The organism is Actinacidiphila sp. DG2A-62, from assembly GCF_035825295.1.
Lineage (GTDB): Bacteria > Actinomycetota > Actinomycetes > Streptomycetales > Streptomycetaceae > Actinacidiphila.
In genome coordinates, this window is record NZ_JAYMGI010000002.1 from 8175331 (window position 1) to 8191314 (window position 15984).

Genomic DNA, 15984 nt, shown 5'->3' on the forward strand with positions numbered 1-15984 from the left:
GCGTCACGCCGGCCGCGCTCGGGCCGCGGCCGCGCGCGTCCGGTTCAGGGCAGCCGGTTCCACGCGGTCAGCACGTGCCGGCCGTGCTCCAGGCCGAGGCGGCTGACGGTGCCGGTGGCCAGCTGGAACAGCGCGCCGTCGGCCGGCGGCAGGCCGAGCCGGCGCGCGGTCAGCACCCGCAGGAAGTGCGCGTGCGCCACCAGCACCACGTCGCCGCCCTCGCCGTTGGCGAAGGCCGCGTCGACCCGGGCGAGGACCCGGTCGGCGCGGTCGCCGACCTCCTCGGGAGTCTCACCCGGATGGCCGTCGGGACCCGGGACCACGCCGTCGGTCCACAGGTCCCAGCCCGGCCGGTGCTTGTGGATGGCCCGGGTGGTCACGCCCTCGTAGCCGCCGTAGTCCCACTCGACCAGGTCCTCGTCGATCCGCGCGTGGTCCAGGCCGGCCAGCTTGGCGGTGTCGCGGGCCCGCCGCATCGGGCTGGTCAGCACGCACGCGACGTGCCGGGACGCCAGCAGCGGCGCCAGCGTGCGGGCCTGCCGCTCGCCGTTCTCGGTCAGCGGTATGTCGGTGTAGCTCGTGTGCTGCCCCGACAGGGTCCACTCGGTCTCTCCGTGCCGGATCAGCACCAGCTCGCCCATCGGAAACCTCCCGTGACGCCCTCCGGCGCCCCGACTGTGATCATATGCGCTGCCGTGCGGCGACGCCCCCGGCGGCCGCCGGCCGCCCCTTCCGTTCGGGGAACCGTCAGGGCTGCGAAAGACTTCCCCTCACACCCCGTCAGTACCATGGCGCTGAGCACCCCGGCCAGACGGCGGCCCCGGCCGACGTCGCCGCGGGGGGCTTCCGGCGGCGCCGTCGCCGGGCCGCAGCCGCCAGGACAGGAGCCCGCCGACATGGCCGACAGGGACGACACGAACGACGCCTCCCGCACCTACGACGTCGTGGTCATCGGCGCCGGACCGGTGGGCGAGAACCTCGCCGACCGCACCCGGGCCGCCGGACTGAGCACGGTGATCGTGGAGAGCGAACTGGTCGGCGGCGAGTGCTCGTACTGGGCGTGCATGCCGAGCAAGGCGCTGCTGCGGCCGGTCGTCGCCCGCGCCGACGCCCGCCGCCTGCCGGGGCTGGGCGAGGCGGTCGCGGGGCCGCTGGACGCCGCGAAGGTGCTGGCGCGGCGGGACGAGTACACCTCGCACTGGAAGGACGACGGCCAGGTGGGCTGGCTGGAGTCGGTCGGCGTCGACCTGGTCCGCGGCCACGGCCGGATCGACGGCCCGCGCACGGTGGCGGTCGCCACTCCCGACGGCGGCACGGTACGGCTGACCGCGCGCCACGCGGTGGCGGTCTGCACCGGCACCACCGCGGCGCTGCCCGACCTGCCGGGCGTGGCCGACGTACGGCCGTGGACCAGCCGTGAGGCCACCGCCGCGAAGGAGGCGCCGGCCCGGCTCGCGGTGGTCGGCGGCGGCGTGGTCGCCGTCGAGATGGCCACCGCGTGGCAGGCGCTCGGCTCGCAGGTCACGCTGCTGGTCCGCGGCGACGGCCTGCTGCCGCGGATGGAGCCGTTCGCCGGCGAGCTGGTCGCGGGCGCGCTGCGCGAGGCCGGGGCGGACGTCAGGTTCGGGGTGTCCGTGACGTCCGTGGCCCGCGAGGGCGGCCGGTCCGACGGCGCGGTGCGCATCGCCCTCGACGGCGGCGACGGGCCCGGCGAGCTGGTCGCCGACGAGATCCTCTTCGCCACCGGGCGCGACCCGCACACCGGCGACATCGGCCTGGAGACGGTCGGGCTCACCCCCGGGGACTGGCTGACCGTCGACGACACCTGCCGGGTGACCGGCGTCGCCGACGGCTGGCTGTACGCGGCGGGCGACGTCAACCACCGCGCGCTGCTGACCCACCAGGGCAAGTACCAGGGCCGGACGGCCGGCGCGGCGATCGCCGCGCGGGCCAAGGGCGAGCCGGTCGACGACGCGCCGTGGGGCGCGCACGTCGCCACCGCCGACCACGCGGCCGTGCCGCAGGTCGTCTTCACCGACCCCGAGATCGGGTCGGTCGGACTGACCGCGGCGGAGGCGGAGCGGGCCGGCCTGCGGACGCGGGTCGTGGACTACGACCTCGCCGGCGTCGCGGGCGCGGGGCTCTACGGTGAGGGGTACGAGGGCCGGGCCCGGATGGTGGTCGACCTCGACCGCGAACTCGTGGTCGGTGTGACGTTCGCCGGGCCCGGCGTGGGGGAGCTGCTGCACTCCGCGACGGTCGCGGTGGCCGGGCAGGTGCCGCTGGCCCGGTTGTGGCACGCGGTGCCGGCCTACCCGACGATCAGCGAGGTGTGGCTGCGCCTGCTGGAGACCTACCGGGGCTGAGCCCGCGGCTCCGTTGCCCCGCCCGGCCGGGCGGGCGGGGCCGTCGCGGGAGGGGGGCGGGAACCGCTCCGGGCTAGGCCGCCGCGAGGTCGGGGTAGAGGGCCGGGACGCCCGCCGTGAGCGCGGACTTCACCTGCGTGGCCGTGGCGTCCGCGGTGACCTCGGGGTCGCCCGCGGCGAACCCCGCGAGCGCCGCGCGGACGATGTCCGCCGGATCGGCCTTGGCGACGTCGAGGCGCGCGGTCAGATCCGTGTCCACGTAGCCCATGTGCAGGGCGGTGACCTGCGTGCCCTGCGCGGCCAGGGCGACCCGCAACGCGTTCGTGACCGACCACTGCGCCGACTTCGCGGCGCAGTAGGCCGCGCTGCCCGGCAGCGACACCCAGGACAGCGCGGAGAGCACGTTGAGGATGCCGCCGCCCCCGTTGCCCGCCAGGACGGGCGCGAACGCGCGGCTGACGGCCAGGGTGCCGAGCACGTGCGTCTCGTACTCGCGCCGCCAGTCGTCGAGGCCGCCGCCCAGGATGTCCGCGCCGGTGGCGATGCCGGCGTTGTTCACCAGCAGGTCCACGTCGGCGGCCTGCTCCGCCGCCGCCCGGACCTGCTCGGGGTCGGTGATGTCCAGGCGCAGCGGCACCGCGCCGGCCGCGGTGACCGTCCGCGGGTCGCGGGCCGCGGCGTAGACCTTGGCCGCGCCGCCGTCGAGCAGCGCGCGGACGAAGTGCGCGCCGATGCCGCGGTTGCCCCCGGTGACGAGCGCGACGGAGCCGTTGATCTTCATGGGAATGCCCTTCGAGCGAGTGGTGCGCGGACGACCGCGCGCGGGACGCCGCCGGAGACCCGTACCGGCGAGTCGGGAAACCGATCGGTTTCCACCGACCGTATACCGATCGGTTTCCGATGTCGAGGCGGAGCGCTAACCTGGCCGCATGAGCAGCACCACACCCGGGCAGCCGACCCGCGAGCGCCTGCTGGACGCGGCGGCGGACCTGATGTACCGGCAGGGCGCGGCCACCGGCATCGACGCGCTGTGCAAGGCCGCCGGTGTCTCCAAGCGGTCGATGTACCAGTTGTTCGGCAGCAAGGACGAGGTGCTCGCCGCCGCGCTGGAACGCCAGAAGCCGCGGCTGGAGGCGCGCCTGCTGCCGCCGCCGGACGAGCCCGCGGCGCCGCGCGCCCGCATCCTGTACCTCTTCGAGCGGATGGAGGAGGCGTCGGCGTCGCAGGACTACCACGGCTGCCCGTACCTGTCCGCGCAGATCGAGCTGAAGGACCCGGCGCACCCGGCCAGCGCGGTCGCCGCCGACGCCAAGGAGCGGCTCGGCGACCTCTTCCGGGTCGAGGCCGCACGGGCGGGCGCGGCCGATCCCGACCTGCTGGCGCGCCGGCTGCTGGTGGTCTACGACGGCGCCGCCGCCCGCGCGGGCATCGGCGCGGAGCGCCTCGACGGCCTGGCGGTCGAGCTGGCCGCCGTCGTCCTCGACGCGGCGGGCATCACGGACTGAGCCGGGCGCGGCCGGACCCCGCGCGGCCCTCGCGCTCCCCGCACACCGCCGCGCCCCCGTGTTCCCCCGGCAGGGCAGGACCGGGGGAACACGGGGGCGCGAGGGGCGGGCACACGGGCCGGGCCTCCTGACGTCACGCGACAGGCATCCCGCCCCCGGACCTCAGCGGCTTCCCGACCTCAGCGGCTCCCGGACCTCAGCCGCTCTCCCGGACCACCCGCGTCACGGGCTCCCGTCCCGCGCCCACGCCTGCGCGAGCAGCTCCAGCGAGCGCACCCGGTCCGCGTGGTCGTGGGTGATCGTGGTGATCAGCAACTCGTCGGCCCCGGTGGCGCGTTGCAGGACCCGCAGCTTCTCCGTCACGGTTGCGGGGGAACCCGCGAACTGGGTGCGCACCCGGTCGTCGACCAGTGCCCGCTCCTCGTCGGTCCAGACGTGCGCCTCGGCCTCCTCCGGCGTCGGGAACGGGATCGCGCCGCGCCCGGAGCGGATGCTGTGCACCCACAGTCCGTACGGCGAGGCCAGCCGCCTGGCGGTGGCGTCGTCCTCGGCGACCACCACGTCGGCCGAGACCAGCACATGCGGTTCGGCCAACACGTCGGAGGGCACGAACGCCTTGCGGTAGGCGTCCACCGCCTCCACCACGGCGGCCGGGCTGACGTGGTAGTTCGCGCCGAACGGCAGGCCGAGCGCGCCGGCCGCCTGCGCGCTGGAGCCGGCGCTGCTGCCCAGCACCCACAGCTGGAGGTCCGCGCCCTCGCCGGGCAGCGCGTGCGCCTCCAGGCCGTCGGCGGTGCGCAGGTCACCGCGGATCAGCGCCTGTATCTGGTCGACCTGCTCGCGGTAGTCCGGCACCTCGGAGCCCGGATACTGCACGAGCTGCTGGTAGCGCCTCAGCAGCGGCGAGCCGAGCAGCCGGCTGACGTCGTACGGCGGAGGCAGCAGCAGGCCCTCGGGCGTCCAGACGTCCTCGGTGCGGCGCGGCGGGGAGCCGGCGGCGTGCCGCCGCCCTTGGGGGCCCTGAACCCGGTGCGGCCCAGGCCCAGGTCGATCCGCCCCGGGAAGAGCGCGTCGAGCAGGCCGAACTCCTCCACCACCGACAGCGGCGTGCGGTGGCCGAGCTGCACCGCGCCCGAGCCGACCCGGATGCGCTCGGTCGCCGCGGCCACCAGCTGGATCACCAGCGCGGGGGACACCCCGGCCACGCCCGTCGCGAGGTGGTGCTCCGCCAGCCAGTAGCGGGCGTAGCCGGCGGCCTCCGCGCGGCGGGCGAGGTCCACGGTGTTGCGCAGCGCCTGCGCGGGCGTCGAGCCGGAGGGGATGGGGGAGAGGTCCAGGACGGACAGCGGGACGGTCGTGGTCGCGGGTGTGGTGGGGTGCGCGGGTGCGGTCATGACGTGCCGCCGCCTTCCTCTTGCCGGGTGGACGGTGTCGCGGGGCGCGGCCCCTCGGCACCGCCCTGGGGGTGCTGCGGCCGTTCGGTGGGGCTGAGCGGCCCCGGTCCCCACTCCCACGGCGGGTCGGGGATCTCCTTGCGCAGCACCGGCGCGATGTCGCACTGGAACAGCTCCAGCGCGGCGCGGTGCCGCGCCGGGGTCAGGCCGCTGCGGTCGGCCTGGAGGTGCAGCACGGTGTGCCCGAGCCGCTCGTGGTAGCGGTGCACCTTCTCCACGATCTGCTGCGGACTGCCGATCAGCGCCGAGCTGCGCTCGACGAAGTCCTCCAGCGTGGTGAAGACCGGTTCGAGGCCGATCTTTTTCTGGAACGCCAGCCGGCCCTCGAACACCGGGCGGTAGACCGCCAGCGCCTCCTGGGAGGTGCGCGCGGCGTAGTCGCCGGCGGTGCCCGCGCCGACGGCGGCGAGCGCCGGGTCGTGGCCGTACGCCTCCCAGCGCTCCCGGTAGTGCCGGACCAGTTCGGCGTACGGCTCGATCGGGTTGGTGACGTTCGCGGAGAACAGCGGGTCGCCGTAGCGGGCGGCCAGGTCCGCGGACTCGCGGCTGGTGGCGCTGCCGTGCCAGACGCGGATCGGCTGCTGGAGCGGGCGCGGCCACACCTCAGCCGCCGCCAGCGCCGGGCGGAACCGCGGCTCGGCGGTGACCTTGTCCTGCCGCCAGATCCGCCGGAACAGGTCGTAGCTCTCGGCGTTGCGGTCCCACTGGTCGTCGGTGGTGACGTGGAACAGCTCGCGCTGCGCGGAGCCGTTGCCCTTGCCGATGATCAGTTCGAGCCGGCCGCCGGACAGGTGGTCCAGCGTGGCGTAGTCCTCGAAGGCCCGCACCGGGTCCAGCAGGCTCAGCGTGGTCACCGCGGTGAACAGCCTGATCCGCGAGGTCAGCGCGGCGATGTGGCTGAGCACCACGGGCGGCGAGGAGGAGATGAACGGCCGCTCGTGGCGCTCGCCCACGCCGAAGCCGTCGAAGCCCAGCTCCTCGGCCAGCAGCGCGTCGTCCAGCACCTCGCGGAAGCGGTCCGCGGTGGACACCCGCACCCCGGTGACCGGGTCGGGCGCGTGCACGATGAGCGTGATCGCCAGGAACCTCATGAGACGACCGCTCCCGCTCCCGGCTCGGCGCCCGGGCCGGACGCCGCCCCGGCCCCCGGCCGGACCCGCGTCCCGGCGCCCGGCTCGGGGACGCGCAGGCCCAGGTGGTCGCGGAGCGTCGTGCCCTCGTAGTCGGCGCGGAACACCCCGCGCTCCTGGAGCAGCGGCACCACCGTGTCCGCGAAGACGTCGAGGCCGCCCGGCGTCACGTGCGGCACCAGGATGAACCCGTCGGCGGCCTCGGCCTGCACGAACGCGTCGATGGTGCTCGCCACGGTCTGCGCCGTGCCGACGAACGTCTGCCGCGCGCTGGTGCGGATCACCAGGTCGCGGATCGACAGCTTCTCCGCCTCCGCCAGCTCGCGCCACTCGCGGGCGGTGGCCAGCGGATCGCGCACCGAGCGCACGCTCGCCCGGCCGCGTGCCACGGTGTGCTCGCCCGGATCCGGGTCGATGTCCGGCAGCGGCCCCTCCGGGTCGTACGCCGACAGGTCGCGGTTCCACACCTGCTCCAGCAGCTTGATCGCGGTCTGCCCGCTGACCTGCGCGCGCCGCACATGGTGCGCCAGGTCGGCGGCCTCGGCCTCGGTGTCGCCGAGCACGAACGTCGCCGCGGGCAGGATCAGCAGTTCGTCGGGCGTCCTGCCGTACTTCGCCAGCCGGCCCTTGACGTCCCGGTAGAACGCCTTGCCCTCCTCCAGTTGGGCGTGCCAGGCTGAAGATCGCGTCGGCCGACGACGCGGCGAACTCCCGGCCCTCCTCGGAGTCGCCGGCCTGGAAGATCACCGGCCGGCCCTGCGGGCTGCGCGGCACGTTGAACCGGCCCTCGATGTCGAAGTGCCGGTCGTGGTGGCGGAAGGTCCCCGCCGCCGGGTCGGACAGGAAGCGGCCCGACTCCTTGTCCGCCGTGATCTCGTCGCCGCGCCAGGAGTCGAACAGCTCGGTGGCGGTGGTGAGGAAGGACTGCGCCCGCGCGTAGCGGTCCTCCCGGGCCAGGAAGCCGCCGCGGCGGAAGTTCTCGCCGGTGAAGGCGTCCCAGGAGGTCACCACGTTCCAGGCGGCCCGGCCCGCGGACAGGTGGTCGAGGCTGGCGAACTGCCGGGCCACCTCGTACGGCTCGTTGAAGGTGGAGTTGATGGTGCCGGTCAGGCCGATCCGCTCGGTGACTGCGGCGAGCGCGGCGAGCACCGTGAAGGTGTCGGGGCGGCCCACGACGTCCAGGTCGTAGATCAGGCCGCCCTGCTCGCGCAGCCGCAGCCCCTCGGCCAGGAACAGGAAGTCGAACTTGGCGCGCTCCGCGGTCCGCGCGAAGTGCGCGAACGAGCTGAACTCGATGTGGCTGCCGGCCTCCGGGTCGCTCCACACGGTGGTGTTGTTCACACCGGGGAAGTGCGCCGCGAGGTGGATCTGCTTCGGGCGGCCGTCGTTGCCTTGCGTGGTCATGGTGTCCTCGTCCTCCGGCTCAGGCGCTGGCGGTGGCGTAGCGGTTCGCGGGCCGGGGCAGCCCGAGCAGGCCGCGCAGCGTGGCGGCCTCGTAGGAGCGGCGGAACACGCCGCGCGCCTGCAGTTCGGGCACCAGGCCGCGGGTGATCGCCTTCAGGTCGTGGTCGGCGTCGGCCGGCCGCAGCCGGAAGCCGGTCAGCCCGGCCGCCCGCAACTCCAGAAGCAGGTCGGCCAGTTCGGCCGGCGTGCCGGTGAAGATCCGGGCGTCGGAGGTGTACGGCGCGTCCAGCAGCGCGTCGAGCCGGTCCCGGCGGGCGCGGGCCGCGGCGGCGTCCTCGTCCAGGAACACCACCAGGTCGCCGAAGACGTGCACGGTCTCGCCAGCCCGGCCGGCCTCCTCCTGCCCGGCGCGGATCTCGGCGACGATCGCCGCGGCCCGCTCGGCGTCCTGCGGCGTGGTGAAGCCGATGTCCGCGGCCCGGGCCACCAGGCGGTACGGCACAGCGGCGTGCGCGAGCGCGGCCACCGGGGGCTGGCCCTGCGGCGGGCGCGGGGTGATCGACGGGCCCCTGACGCTGAAGCGGGCGCCCTCGAAGTCGATGTAGTGCAGCTTGTCGCGGTCGATGAACCGGCCGGTGGCCGCGTCGCGGATCTCCGCGTCGTCCTCCCAGCTGTCCCACAGCCGGCGGACCACCTCGACGTAGTCGGCGGCCTCCTCGAAGAGGTCCGCGACCAGCTCCCGCACCCCGGGCCGCTCCAGGTCCTCGAAGGAGAACGAGGGGATCGTACGGCGGCCGAAGTGCGCGGCCACGTGCGGCTGGGCGGCGACCTGCACGCGCAGGCCCGCCCGGCCGGTGCTCGCGTAGTCCAGCGTGGCGATCGCCTTGGACAGGTGGAACGGCTCGGTGTGCGTCGTCACCAGCGTCGGCACCAGGCCGACGCGGGCGGTCAGCGGCGCCACCCGGGCGGCGGTCAGCACCGCGTCCAGCCGGCCGCGCACCCGGTCGGTGCGGTCGTCGGGCCGCAGCGGGTCGTCGGACTGGAGCGCGAGGGAGTCCTCGAACGTGACGAAGTCCAGCAGGCCGCGCTCGGCCTCGCGGACCGCGTCGACCCAGTAGCGGGCGTCGAACAGCTCGCGCGGCCGTGCGCCGGGCTCGCGCCACGCGGCCGGGTGCCAGCCGGCGTCCTGGAGCGCGACGGCCAGGTGCACAGGAGCGGACGGGTCGGGAATCCGGCCGGCCGGCCGGGCGGCGGGGGTCCGGGCGGCGGAGGCGTCGGGAGCCGTGGCGTCGGGGGCGGCGGACCCCGCGGCGGCGTCGGGGGCGGGGGTCTGGGCGGCGGGTTCGGGTGAAGCGGGCATGCGTCGGCAACGCCTTTCTCGGTCGACCGGAGGCGGACGCGCGCGCTCCGCCCCGCGGCCGCGCCGTGGCCAGGGGGCGCACGGGCGGGGCGTGGGCGGACACGGTTCCCTGGCGGCAGGGCGCGTCGCAGTCGGGTCCGGCATGATCGGCAGGCCGGGCCCCGGGGCGGTCAGCCGCGACACAGGGCCGCGGCGACGCGCTGCAGGTCGATGTGCCGCCGGCGGTACAGCAGGACCGCCGGCGGTGCGAAAGGCGTCGGGACGCGGGGCACGGTCAGCCGCCGAACTCGATCACGATCTTGCCCCGGCTGTGGCCCTCCTCGACGGCGCGCAGCGCGCGGTCCGCCTCGGCGAACGGGAAGCGGGCCGTCACCCGCGGGTCGAGGACGCCCTCGGCGACCAGGGCGGCCACCGCCTCCAGCACCTGCGAGGTGCGCTCCCGCAGCACCGGGGCGCCGCCCAGCTCCGCGACCGTCGCCCGGTCCGCGCCGCTGATCAGCCGCGAGCGGTCGGGCAGCAGCGCCGCGGCCTCGCGCAGCGGCTCGCCGCCGACCAGGTCGAACACGGCGTCGACGCCGTCGGGCGCGGCGGCCCGCACCCGGTCGGCGGCGCCGGGGCCCGAGGCCACGTGCACCGCGCCGAGCGCCTCCACGAAGTCCTTCTTGCCCTCGCTCGCGGTGCCGATCACGGTCAGGCCCTCGTGGACGGCGATCTGCGCCGCGGCCGTGCCGACGCCGCCGCCGATCCCGGTGACCAGCAGCGTGGCGCCGCGCGGCAGGTCCAGCTGGCGCAGGCCGTCCCAGGCGGTGGCCGCGGCCACCGGGAGCGTCGCCGCGTCGGCCCAGGACACCCCGGCGGGCTTGCGGGCCGCGCCGCCCACCGGCAGCAGCGCGTGCTCGGCGTAGGAGCCGGCGACCGGGTGGCCGAACACCTCGTCGCCCACCGCGAAGGCGGTCACGCCCGGCCCGGTCTCCTCGACCACGCCGGCCGCCTCACGGCCGAAGACCACCGGGAACCGCGGCTCCGGCTCGCCCGGTCCGCGCAGCCCCTGGCGGCGCTTCCAGTCCGCGGGGTTGACGCCGGCCGCGCGCAGCGCGATCAGCACCTGCCCGGGGCCCGGCACCGGGCGCGGCACCTCGGCGAAGCCCTCGACCTCGGGACCGCCGTTGCGGGTGAAGACATAGGCGCGGGTCATGACGTGGGTCCTTTGCGGTACGTGGTGCGCGGTGCGGATGTGCGGGTGCTGGATCGCGGGCGGCGGGTGCGGACCGGCGTGCCTGCGGTGCGGGCTGCGGCGCGGCCGGTGCCGGTCTGCGTGGGGCGGCTCACGGCGCGGCGACCGCGTCGCCGGGCACCTGCAGGAAGTGGAAGACGGTGGTGCGGCGCAGCACGAAGCCCATCGACTCGTACAGCCGGATCGCGGTGGTGTTGACCGCGGCGGCGTGCAGGAACGGCGTGTCGCCGCGCTCGACGACGCCCGCCGCGACGTGCCGGACCAGCCGGCCCGCCAGGCCCTGGCCGCGGTACGCCTCGTCGGTGCACACCGCGCTGATCTCGGTGTAGCCGGGCGGGCGCAGCCGCTCGCCCGCCATCGCCACCAGCCTGCCGTCCCGCCGCACGCCGTAGTACGCGCCCATCTCGACGGTGCGCGGCCGGAACGGCCCCGGCTGGGTGCGCGCCACCAGGTCCAGCATCTCCGGCACGTCGGCCGCGCCCAGCCGCACCGCCTCGCCGTCCCGCTCGGGTACGAGCGTCTCGGCGACGAGCTGTACGCCCTGTCCGGACTGGCCGGTCGACCAGCCCTCGGGCAGCGAGCGGACCCCGGCCAGCGCGAAGGTGTTGCCCGCGCCGACCAGCGCGGCCAGGTCCTGCCAGGCCCGCGGGTCCTCGGCGTCGGCGAGCGCGGTGAACGGCGACACGTCCTGCAGGTAGCGGGCGGCCGAGCCGACGGTCTGCGCGAGGTGCCGGTGCGCGCCGCTCAGCGAGGCCCACGCCGGGTTGTCCAGGACGTGCCCGGCCGGGTCCTCCTGCGGAAGCGGCTCGTGCGGCTGAAGGCTGGTCGACATGGCGGCTGGATCTCCGAATCTGTAGTGCGGCGGCGCGGGGCCGGGAAGCGGACTGCGCCACAAGGGGGCAACCGGCTCGCCCGGCCGGCCATTCCGCGCGGCGGCGGCGGTCTCAGGAATTGGACGTCGGCAGCCCCGGAGGGTTGATCTCGGAGGCCGGCACCGACTCGTTGGAGAGGTTCCAGGCGGCCAGCCACTGCGCGTACTGGCCGTTCTTGATCAGGTAGTTCAGCGCGTCGGCGACCGGCTTGACCAGGCCGCTGTCCTTCTTGGTGGTCGCGCAGATCAGCCCCTGCAGGCTCGCGCCCGCGCCGGAGTACGCGCCGGCGTTGCGGGTGGCCTGCGGGGTGCCGGCGGTCTTGGCGACGTGGTAGGCGACGCTGGGGTTGGGCGCGAAGTAGGCGTCGATCTTGTGGCCGGCCAGGGCGAGGTAGGCGCTGTTGGAGTCCTGGTAGTACTTGACGTCGAGCTTCTTGCCCTCGGCCTTCAGCTTGGTCTGCCACTCCAGCAGGATCTTCTCCTGGTTGGTGCCGGAGCCGACCGCGACCGTCTTGCCGGCCAGGTTCCGGTAGTCGCCGGCGAAGTTCCAGGTGTCCTTCCCGCGCACCTCGAACGCGACGTTGTCCTTGCGGTAGCTGGCGAAGTCGTACTTGAGCTTGCGCTGCTCGGTGTCGGTGATGTTGGAGAAGCCGACGTCGGTCTTGCCGCTGTCGAGACCGACGAAGAGGTTCTCCCAGGTGGCGTTCTCCAGCACCGGCTTCAGGCCCAGGACCGCGGCGACCAGGCGGCCGATGTCGGGCTCGGAGCCGGTGAGCGTCTTCTGGTCGCTGCCGAGGAAGCCCAGCGGCGCGGAGCCGGCCGGCAGCTGGCCGAGGCCGATGACCAGCTGGTTGCTGTCCAGCACCCGCTTGGGCAGCTCGGCGCGGATCGAGGCGACGGCGGAGACCTTGACGGTGGTCTGCTTCGCGGCGCCGTTGGAGAACGCGCCGACCACCACGGCGTCCTTGACCTGGGCGGCGGGCGCCGCCGCGTCGGAGCCGTCGTCGCTGCCGCAGGCGGTGAGGCCGAGGCCGAGCGCGAGGACGGCGGCGGTCGCCACGGAGGCGGTGCGGGCGGGTCTGGTACGCAGACGGGGCATGGCTGGCTTCCTCGCTGAGGGACGGGCACGCGGGGCGCGGTGCGGGGATGGTGCGGGGACGGTGCGGGGACGAGAGGGGACGGGACCGGAGGGACGGTGCGGTTCGGGCGGTGCGGGAGGGCGGGCGGTCTCACAGGACGCGGCTGAGGAACTCCCGGGTGCGCGGGTGCTGCGGCCGGTCCAGCACCTCCTGCGGTGGGCCCTGCTCGACGATCCGCCCGCCGTCGAGGAAGACCACCGTGTCGGCGACCTCACGGGCGAAGGCGATCTCGTGGGTGACCACGATGAGCGTGGCGCCGCTCCTGGCGAGGTCGCCGATCACCGCGAGGACCTCGCCGACGAGTTCGGGGTCCAGCGCCGAGGTGGGTTCGTCGAACAGGATCAGGCCCGGTTCGAGGGCCAGCGCGCGGGCGATCGCCACCCGCTGCTGCTGGCCGCCGGACAGCTGCCGCGGGTAGGCGTCCGCGCGGTCGGCCAGGCCCACCCGGGCCAGCAGTTCGCGGGCCCGCTCGCGGGCCTGCGCCTTGCTCGCCCGGCCGGTGGCGACCGGGGCCGCGGCGACGTTCTCCAGCGCGGTCAGGTGCGGGAAGAGGTTGAAGCCCTGGAAGACGAAGCCGATCCGGCTGCGCTGCGCCAGGATCTCCCGCTCGCTCAGCTCCTTCAGCCGGCCGCGGTGGTGGCGCACCCCGATCGGCTCGCCGCCCACCTCGACATGGCCGATGTCCAGCTTCTCCAGGTGGTTGACCGCGCGCAGCAGCGTCGACTTGCCCGAGCCCGACGGCCCGAGCACCACCGTCACCTCGCCGGCCCGCACCGTCAGGTCGACGCCGTCCAGCGCCCGGTGCGCGCCGTACCACTTGTGCGCGTTGTGCACGGTGACCGCGGCCGGCCGGACCTTCGCCGCGGGATCGGGCGCCGCGTCCTGGGGGGCCGCCGCCGCGGCGTTCGCGCTCATCCGGCCGCTCCGATCGCGATACGGGTCCGCAGGTCGCGCAGCGCGGCCCGGAGTTTCTGCAGCGGCGTCGGGGGCAGCGTGCGCAGCGCGCCGCGCGAGTAGTGCCGCTCGACGTAGAACTGGACCACCGACACCACGCTGGTCAGGATCACGTACCAGACGGTGGCGACCAGCAGCAGCGGCACGATGTCGCCCGGGTAGGTGCTGCCGAGCGTCTCCACCTTGCCGAACAGGTCGAGCAGCGAGACGTAGAACACCAGCGAGGTGCTCTTGACCAGTCCGATCAGCTGGTTGACGTAGGAGGGGACGATCGCCCGCAGCGCCTGCGGGAAGACGATGCGGGAGAACTGGTAGCCGCGCGGCAGTCCCAGCGCCGCCGCCGCCTCGTGCTGGCCCTGGTCGACCGAGAGCACCCCGGCGCGCACCACCTCGGCGGCGTACGCGGCCTCGTTGAGGCTCAGGCCGACCACGGCCACGACCGTGTCGGAGGCCAGCCGCGCCTCGTCGAAGTGCGCGAAGCCCGGGCCGAACGGCACCCCGAGGCTCAACGTGGCGTACAGCGCGCTGAAGTTGTAGAGGAACAGCAGCACCACGATCAGCGGCACCGAGCGCAGCAGCCAGATGTACACCCAGCTCACGGTGCGCAGCACCGGGCTGCGCGACAGCCGGGCCAGGGCCAGCACGATCCCGCCGAGCAGCCCGAACACCGCGCTGAGCGCGGCGACCTTCAGGGTGATCACCAGCCCGTCGAGGATGATCGGGCGCAGGAACCAGTAGCGGAACCGGTCCCACTGGAAGAACGGGTTGGTGACCAGCCCGTGCACGACCTGGGCGAGCAGCACCAGCACCACGGCGGTGGCGACCCAGCGCCAGGGACGGCGCAGCGGGATCACCCGCTGCGCGGACAGTGCGCCGCTGTCCCCGCCGGGCCGCGGTGCGGGCGGGTCGAGGTCGGGTGGTACGGGTGGGGCGGCTGGCGGTGATTCGCTCATCGCGGGACTCCACGCGGGGACACGGCGGAGCGGGCCTCAACGGCGTTGCGGTCCGGTTCCGTTCGGCGGTGGGACGAAGGACGGGGCTCGGCCCCGGAAGGGTCCGGCGGCGCGGTCGCGGCCGGCGCGGCGCCGGCCGGACGGCCGGGGCGCGGGCGGGCCCGCGGACCGGGCGGTGGTGACGCGGGGCGCGTGCGGGCCGGCCGCTCGCGGCGCGGGCCCGGCCCCTGGCCTCAGCGGCCGGGGCGGCTCGGACAGGGCTGACACAGGGCGCTGCTGACGCGCTGGAAGTCGATGTGCCTGGCCAGGTACGCGGACGCACGGCCGTGGCGACGCCACGCTGCCATGCCAGGTCCCGAATACATGCCGGCCGCCCTCGTCCGCCCACTGGGGCGAAGCATCGATGCGGCGGCCACGGAGGCGGGCCGCCTTGGCCGTAACGTAGGCAGCGGCGTTCCGGGGTGTCAACGGCGCGCGGAGCGCTTCGCCCCGCTTTGCGGGGATTGGCTGCGCGCGCCTTCATACGCCGTTCAAAAACCGCGCGGGGCACCCTGCCCGGGGGGGCCGGGGCCCGGGGCTTTTCGGGGGCCCGGGGCCCCGAGGCCCGGGGACGCGGGCGGTCAGCTCGCCTTGCGCCGGGTGCTCTTGCGGGCCGGCGACTTGGCGGCCTTCTTCCCCGACGAGGACGACTTCGCCGCCGACGCGGACTTCCCCGAGGAGGCGGACTTCGCGGAACGGGCCGATCCCGCCGATCCCGCCGATCCCGCCGACTTCGACGACTGCGCCGTCTTGCGGGCCGGCGCCTTCTTCGCGCCCGACCTGCCGCCGCGCGGCCTCGCCTGGTCCACCGACGCCTGGAGGGCCGCCATCAGGTCCACCACCTCGCCGCCGCCGCGCTCGCCGGACGGGGCGGGCGGCTCCTCGCCCTCCAGCTTGGCCGTCACCAGCGCCTGGACGGCCTGCGCGTACTCGTCGTGGTACTCGCTCAGGTCCGCCTCGCCCAGCGCGTCGATCAGGGTGTCGGCCAGCCGCAGCTCGTTGTCGCTGATCGACACGCTGCCGCGGGGCGCGGCCTCCGCCGAGGAGTTCAGCTCGTCCGGCCAGCGCAGCGTCTGGAGCAACAGGATGTCGTCGCGCGAGGTGATCAGCGCCAGATGCTCGGAGTTGCGCATGGCGAACTTGCCGACCGCGGCCTTCCCCGAGCGGCTCAGCGCCTCGCGCATCAGCACGTACGGCTTGTTGGCCGCGGGGGTGGCGGGCGCGATGAAGTACGGGGTGTCGAGCTGCATCGCGTCGATCGAGGACGTCTCCACGAACCCGCTGACCTCGATGGTCTTCGCGGTGGGCAGCGGCAGCGACTGGAGGTCGGCGTCGCTCACCTCGACCAGCCGGTCGTCGGGGGTCTCGAAGGCCCGCCCGATCTCGGACGGCTCCAGCACCTCGGCGTCCAGCTCGCAGGTCTTCTGGTAACGGACCCTGCCCTGGTCGGCCAGGTGGATCTGGCGGAAGCTGATCTTGTGACTGGAGACCGCTGATCCCAGCTTCACGGGGATGGAGACGAGGCCGAAGGCCAGGTTCCCCGACCAGACGCTGCGCATGGCGTGTCCTTTTTGT

General features: G+C 75.0%; 15 protein-coding genes and 1 pseudogene. 2 read left to right on the forward strand and 14 right to left on the reverse strand.

The features are described 5' to 3' along the window. Positions 1–44: 44 nt before the first annotated feature. A complete protein-coding gene (locus VSR01_RS35915; protein WP_326453148.1) occupies positions 45–641 on the reverse strand; it encodes a histidine phosphatase family protein in 597 nt (198 codons plus the stop codon). 255 nt (positions 642–896) lie between these two features. On the opposite strand from VSR01_RS35915, the gene VSR01_RS35920 reads away from it, so the two are divergent. Further along, a complete protein-coding gene (locus VSR01_RS35920; RefSeq protein ID WP_326453149.1) occupies positions 897–2366 on the forward strand; it encodes a dihydrolipoyl dehydrogenase family protein in 1470 nt (489 codons plus the stop codon). 73 nt (positions 2367–2439) lie between these two features. Here VSR01_RS35920 and VSR01_RS35925 read toward each other — a convergent pair whose 3' ends face one another. Further along, entirely contained in the window at positions 2440–3147 is a 708-nt protein-coding gene (locus tag VSR01_RS35925) for an SDR family oxidoreductase (protein WP_326453150.1), read from the reverse strand. Positions 3148–3295: 148 nt separating this feature from the next. Here VSR01_RS35925 and VSR01_RS35930 point away from each other — a divergent pair, with 148 nt between their 5' ends. After that, the gene (locus VSR01_RS35930) at positions 3296–3871 is read left to right on the forward strand and encodes a TetR/AcrR family transcriptional regulator (protein ID WP_326453151.1); all 576 of its coding nucleotides are present in this window, start codon (positions 3296–3298) and stop codon (positions 3869–3871) included. Between the two features lie 222 nt (positions 3872–4093). Here the strand turns inward: VSR01_RS35930 and VSR01_RS38140 are convergent, their stop codons facing one another. The 12 genes and pseudogenes from VSR01_RS38140 to ku all read right to left on the reverse strand — a co-directional run bounded on the left by VSR01_RS38140 (position 4094) and on the right by ku (position 15968). Then, positions 4094–4747, reverse strand: a complete 654-nt coding sequence (locus VSR01_RS38140; RefSeq protein ID WP_442785613.1) for an LLM class flavin-dependent oxidoreductase — start codon at positions 4745–4747, stop codon at positions 4094–4096. A gap of 17 nt (positions 4748–4764) precedes the next feature. Continuing rightward, positions 4765–5265, reverse strand: a complete 501-nt coding sequence (locus VSR01_RS38145) for an LLM class flavin-dependent oxidoreductase (protein WP_442785614.1) — start codon at positions 5263–5265, stop codon at positions 4765–4767. Continuing rightward, complete coding sequence (locus VSR01_RS35940) at positions 5262–6416, reverse strand: LLM class flavin-dependent oxidoreductase (RefSeq protein WP_326453152.1); 1155 nt, start codon at positions 6414–6416, stop codon at positions 5262–5264. The genes VSR01_RS38145 and VSR01_RS35940 overlap by 4 nt, the downstream gene beginning before the upstream one ends. After that, positions 6413–7859: pseudogene (locus VSR01_RS35945) on the reverse strand (NtaA/DmoA family FMN-dependent monooxygenase). Before VSR01_RS35945 ends, VSR01_RS35940 begins: the two are co-directional and overlap by 4 nt. 19 nt (positions 7860–7878) lie before the next feature. Beyond that, on the reverse strand, positions 7879–9219 hold the full coding sequence (locus VSR01_RS35950; protein ID WP_326453153.1) for an LLM class flavin-dependent oxidoreductase: 1341 nt from the start codon (positions 9217–9219) through the stop codon (positions 7879–7881). A 170-nt stretch (positions 9220–9389) separates the two neighbouring features. Continuing rightward, on the reverse strand, positions 9390–9491 hold the full coding sequence (locus VSR01_RS38150) for a putative leader peptide (RefSeq protein WP_442785615.1): 102 nt from the start codon (positions 9489–9491) through the stop codon (positions 9390–9392). 2 nt (positions 9492–9493) lie between these two features. Further along, on the reverse strand, positions 9494–10414 hold the full coding sequence (locus VSR01_RS35955) for an NADP-dependent oxidoreductase (RefSeq protein WP_326453154.1): 921 nt from the start codon (positions 10412–10414) through the stop codon (positions 9494–9496). A gap of 130 nt (positions 10415–10544) precedes the next feature. Beyond that, positions 10545–11285: a GNAT family N-acetyltransferase gene (locus tag VSR01_RS35960; protein ID WP_326453155.1), complete on the reverse strand. Its 741-nt coding sequence runs from the start codon at positions 11283–11285 to the stop codon at positions 10545–10547. Positions 11286–11397: 112 nt separating this feature from the next. Then, positions 11398–12423 (reverse strand): transporter substrate-binding domain-containing protein, encoded by a 1026-nt coding sequence (locus VSR01_RS35965; protein WP_326453156.1) that lies wholly within the window; start codon positions 12421–12423, stop codon positions 11398–11400. 130 nt (positions 12424–12553) lie between these two features. Beyond that, positions 12554–13378 (reverse strand): amino acid ABC transporter ATP-binding protein, encoded by an 825-nt coding sequence (locus VSR01_RS35970; RefSeq protein ID WP_326453157.1) that lies wholly within the window; start codon positions 13376–13378, stop codon positions 12554–12556. After that, positions 13375–14370, reverse strand: coding sequence for an amino acid ABC transporter permease (locus VSR01_RS35975; RefSeq protein WP_326453158.1), 996 nt, complete (start codon positions 14368–14370; stop codon positions 13375–13377). The genes VSR01_RS35970 and VSR01_RS35975 overlap by 4 nt, the downstream gene beginning before the upstream one ends. A gap of 620 nt (positions 14371–14990) precedes the next feature. Continuing rightward, positions 14991–15968 carry a non-homologous end joining protein Ku gene (gene ku, locus VSR01_RS35980; RefSeq protein WP_326453159.1) on the reverse strand — a complete coding sequence of 326 codons (978 nt, stop codon included), beginning with the start codon at positions 15966–15968 and terminating at the stop codon, positions 14991–14993. Positions 15969–15984 lie beyond the last annotated feature (16 nt).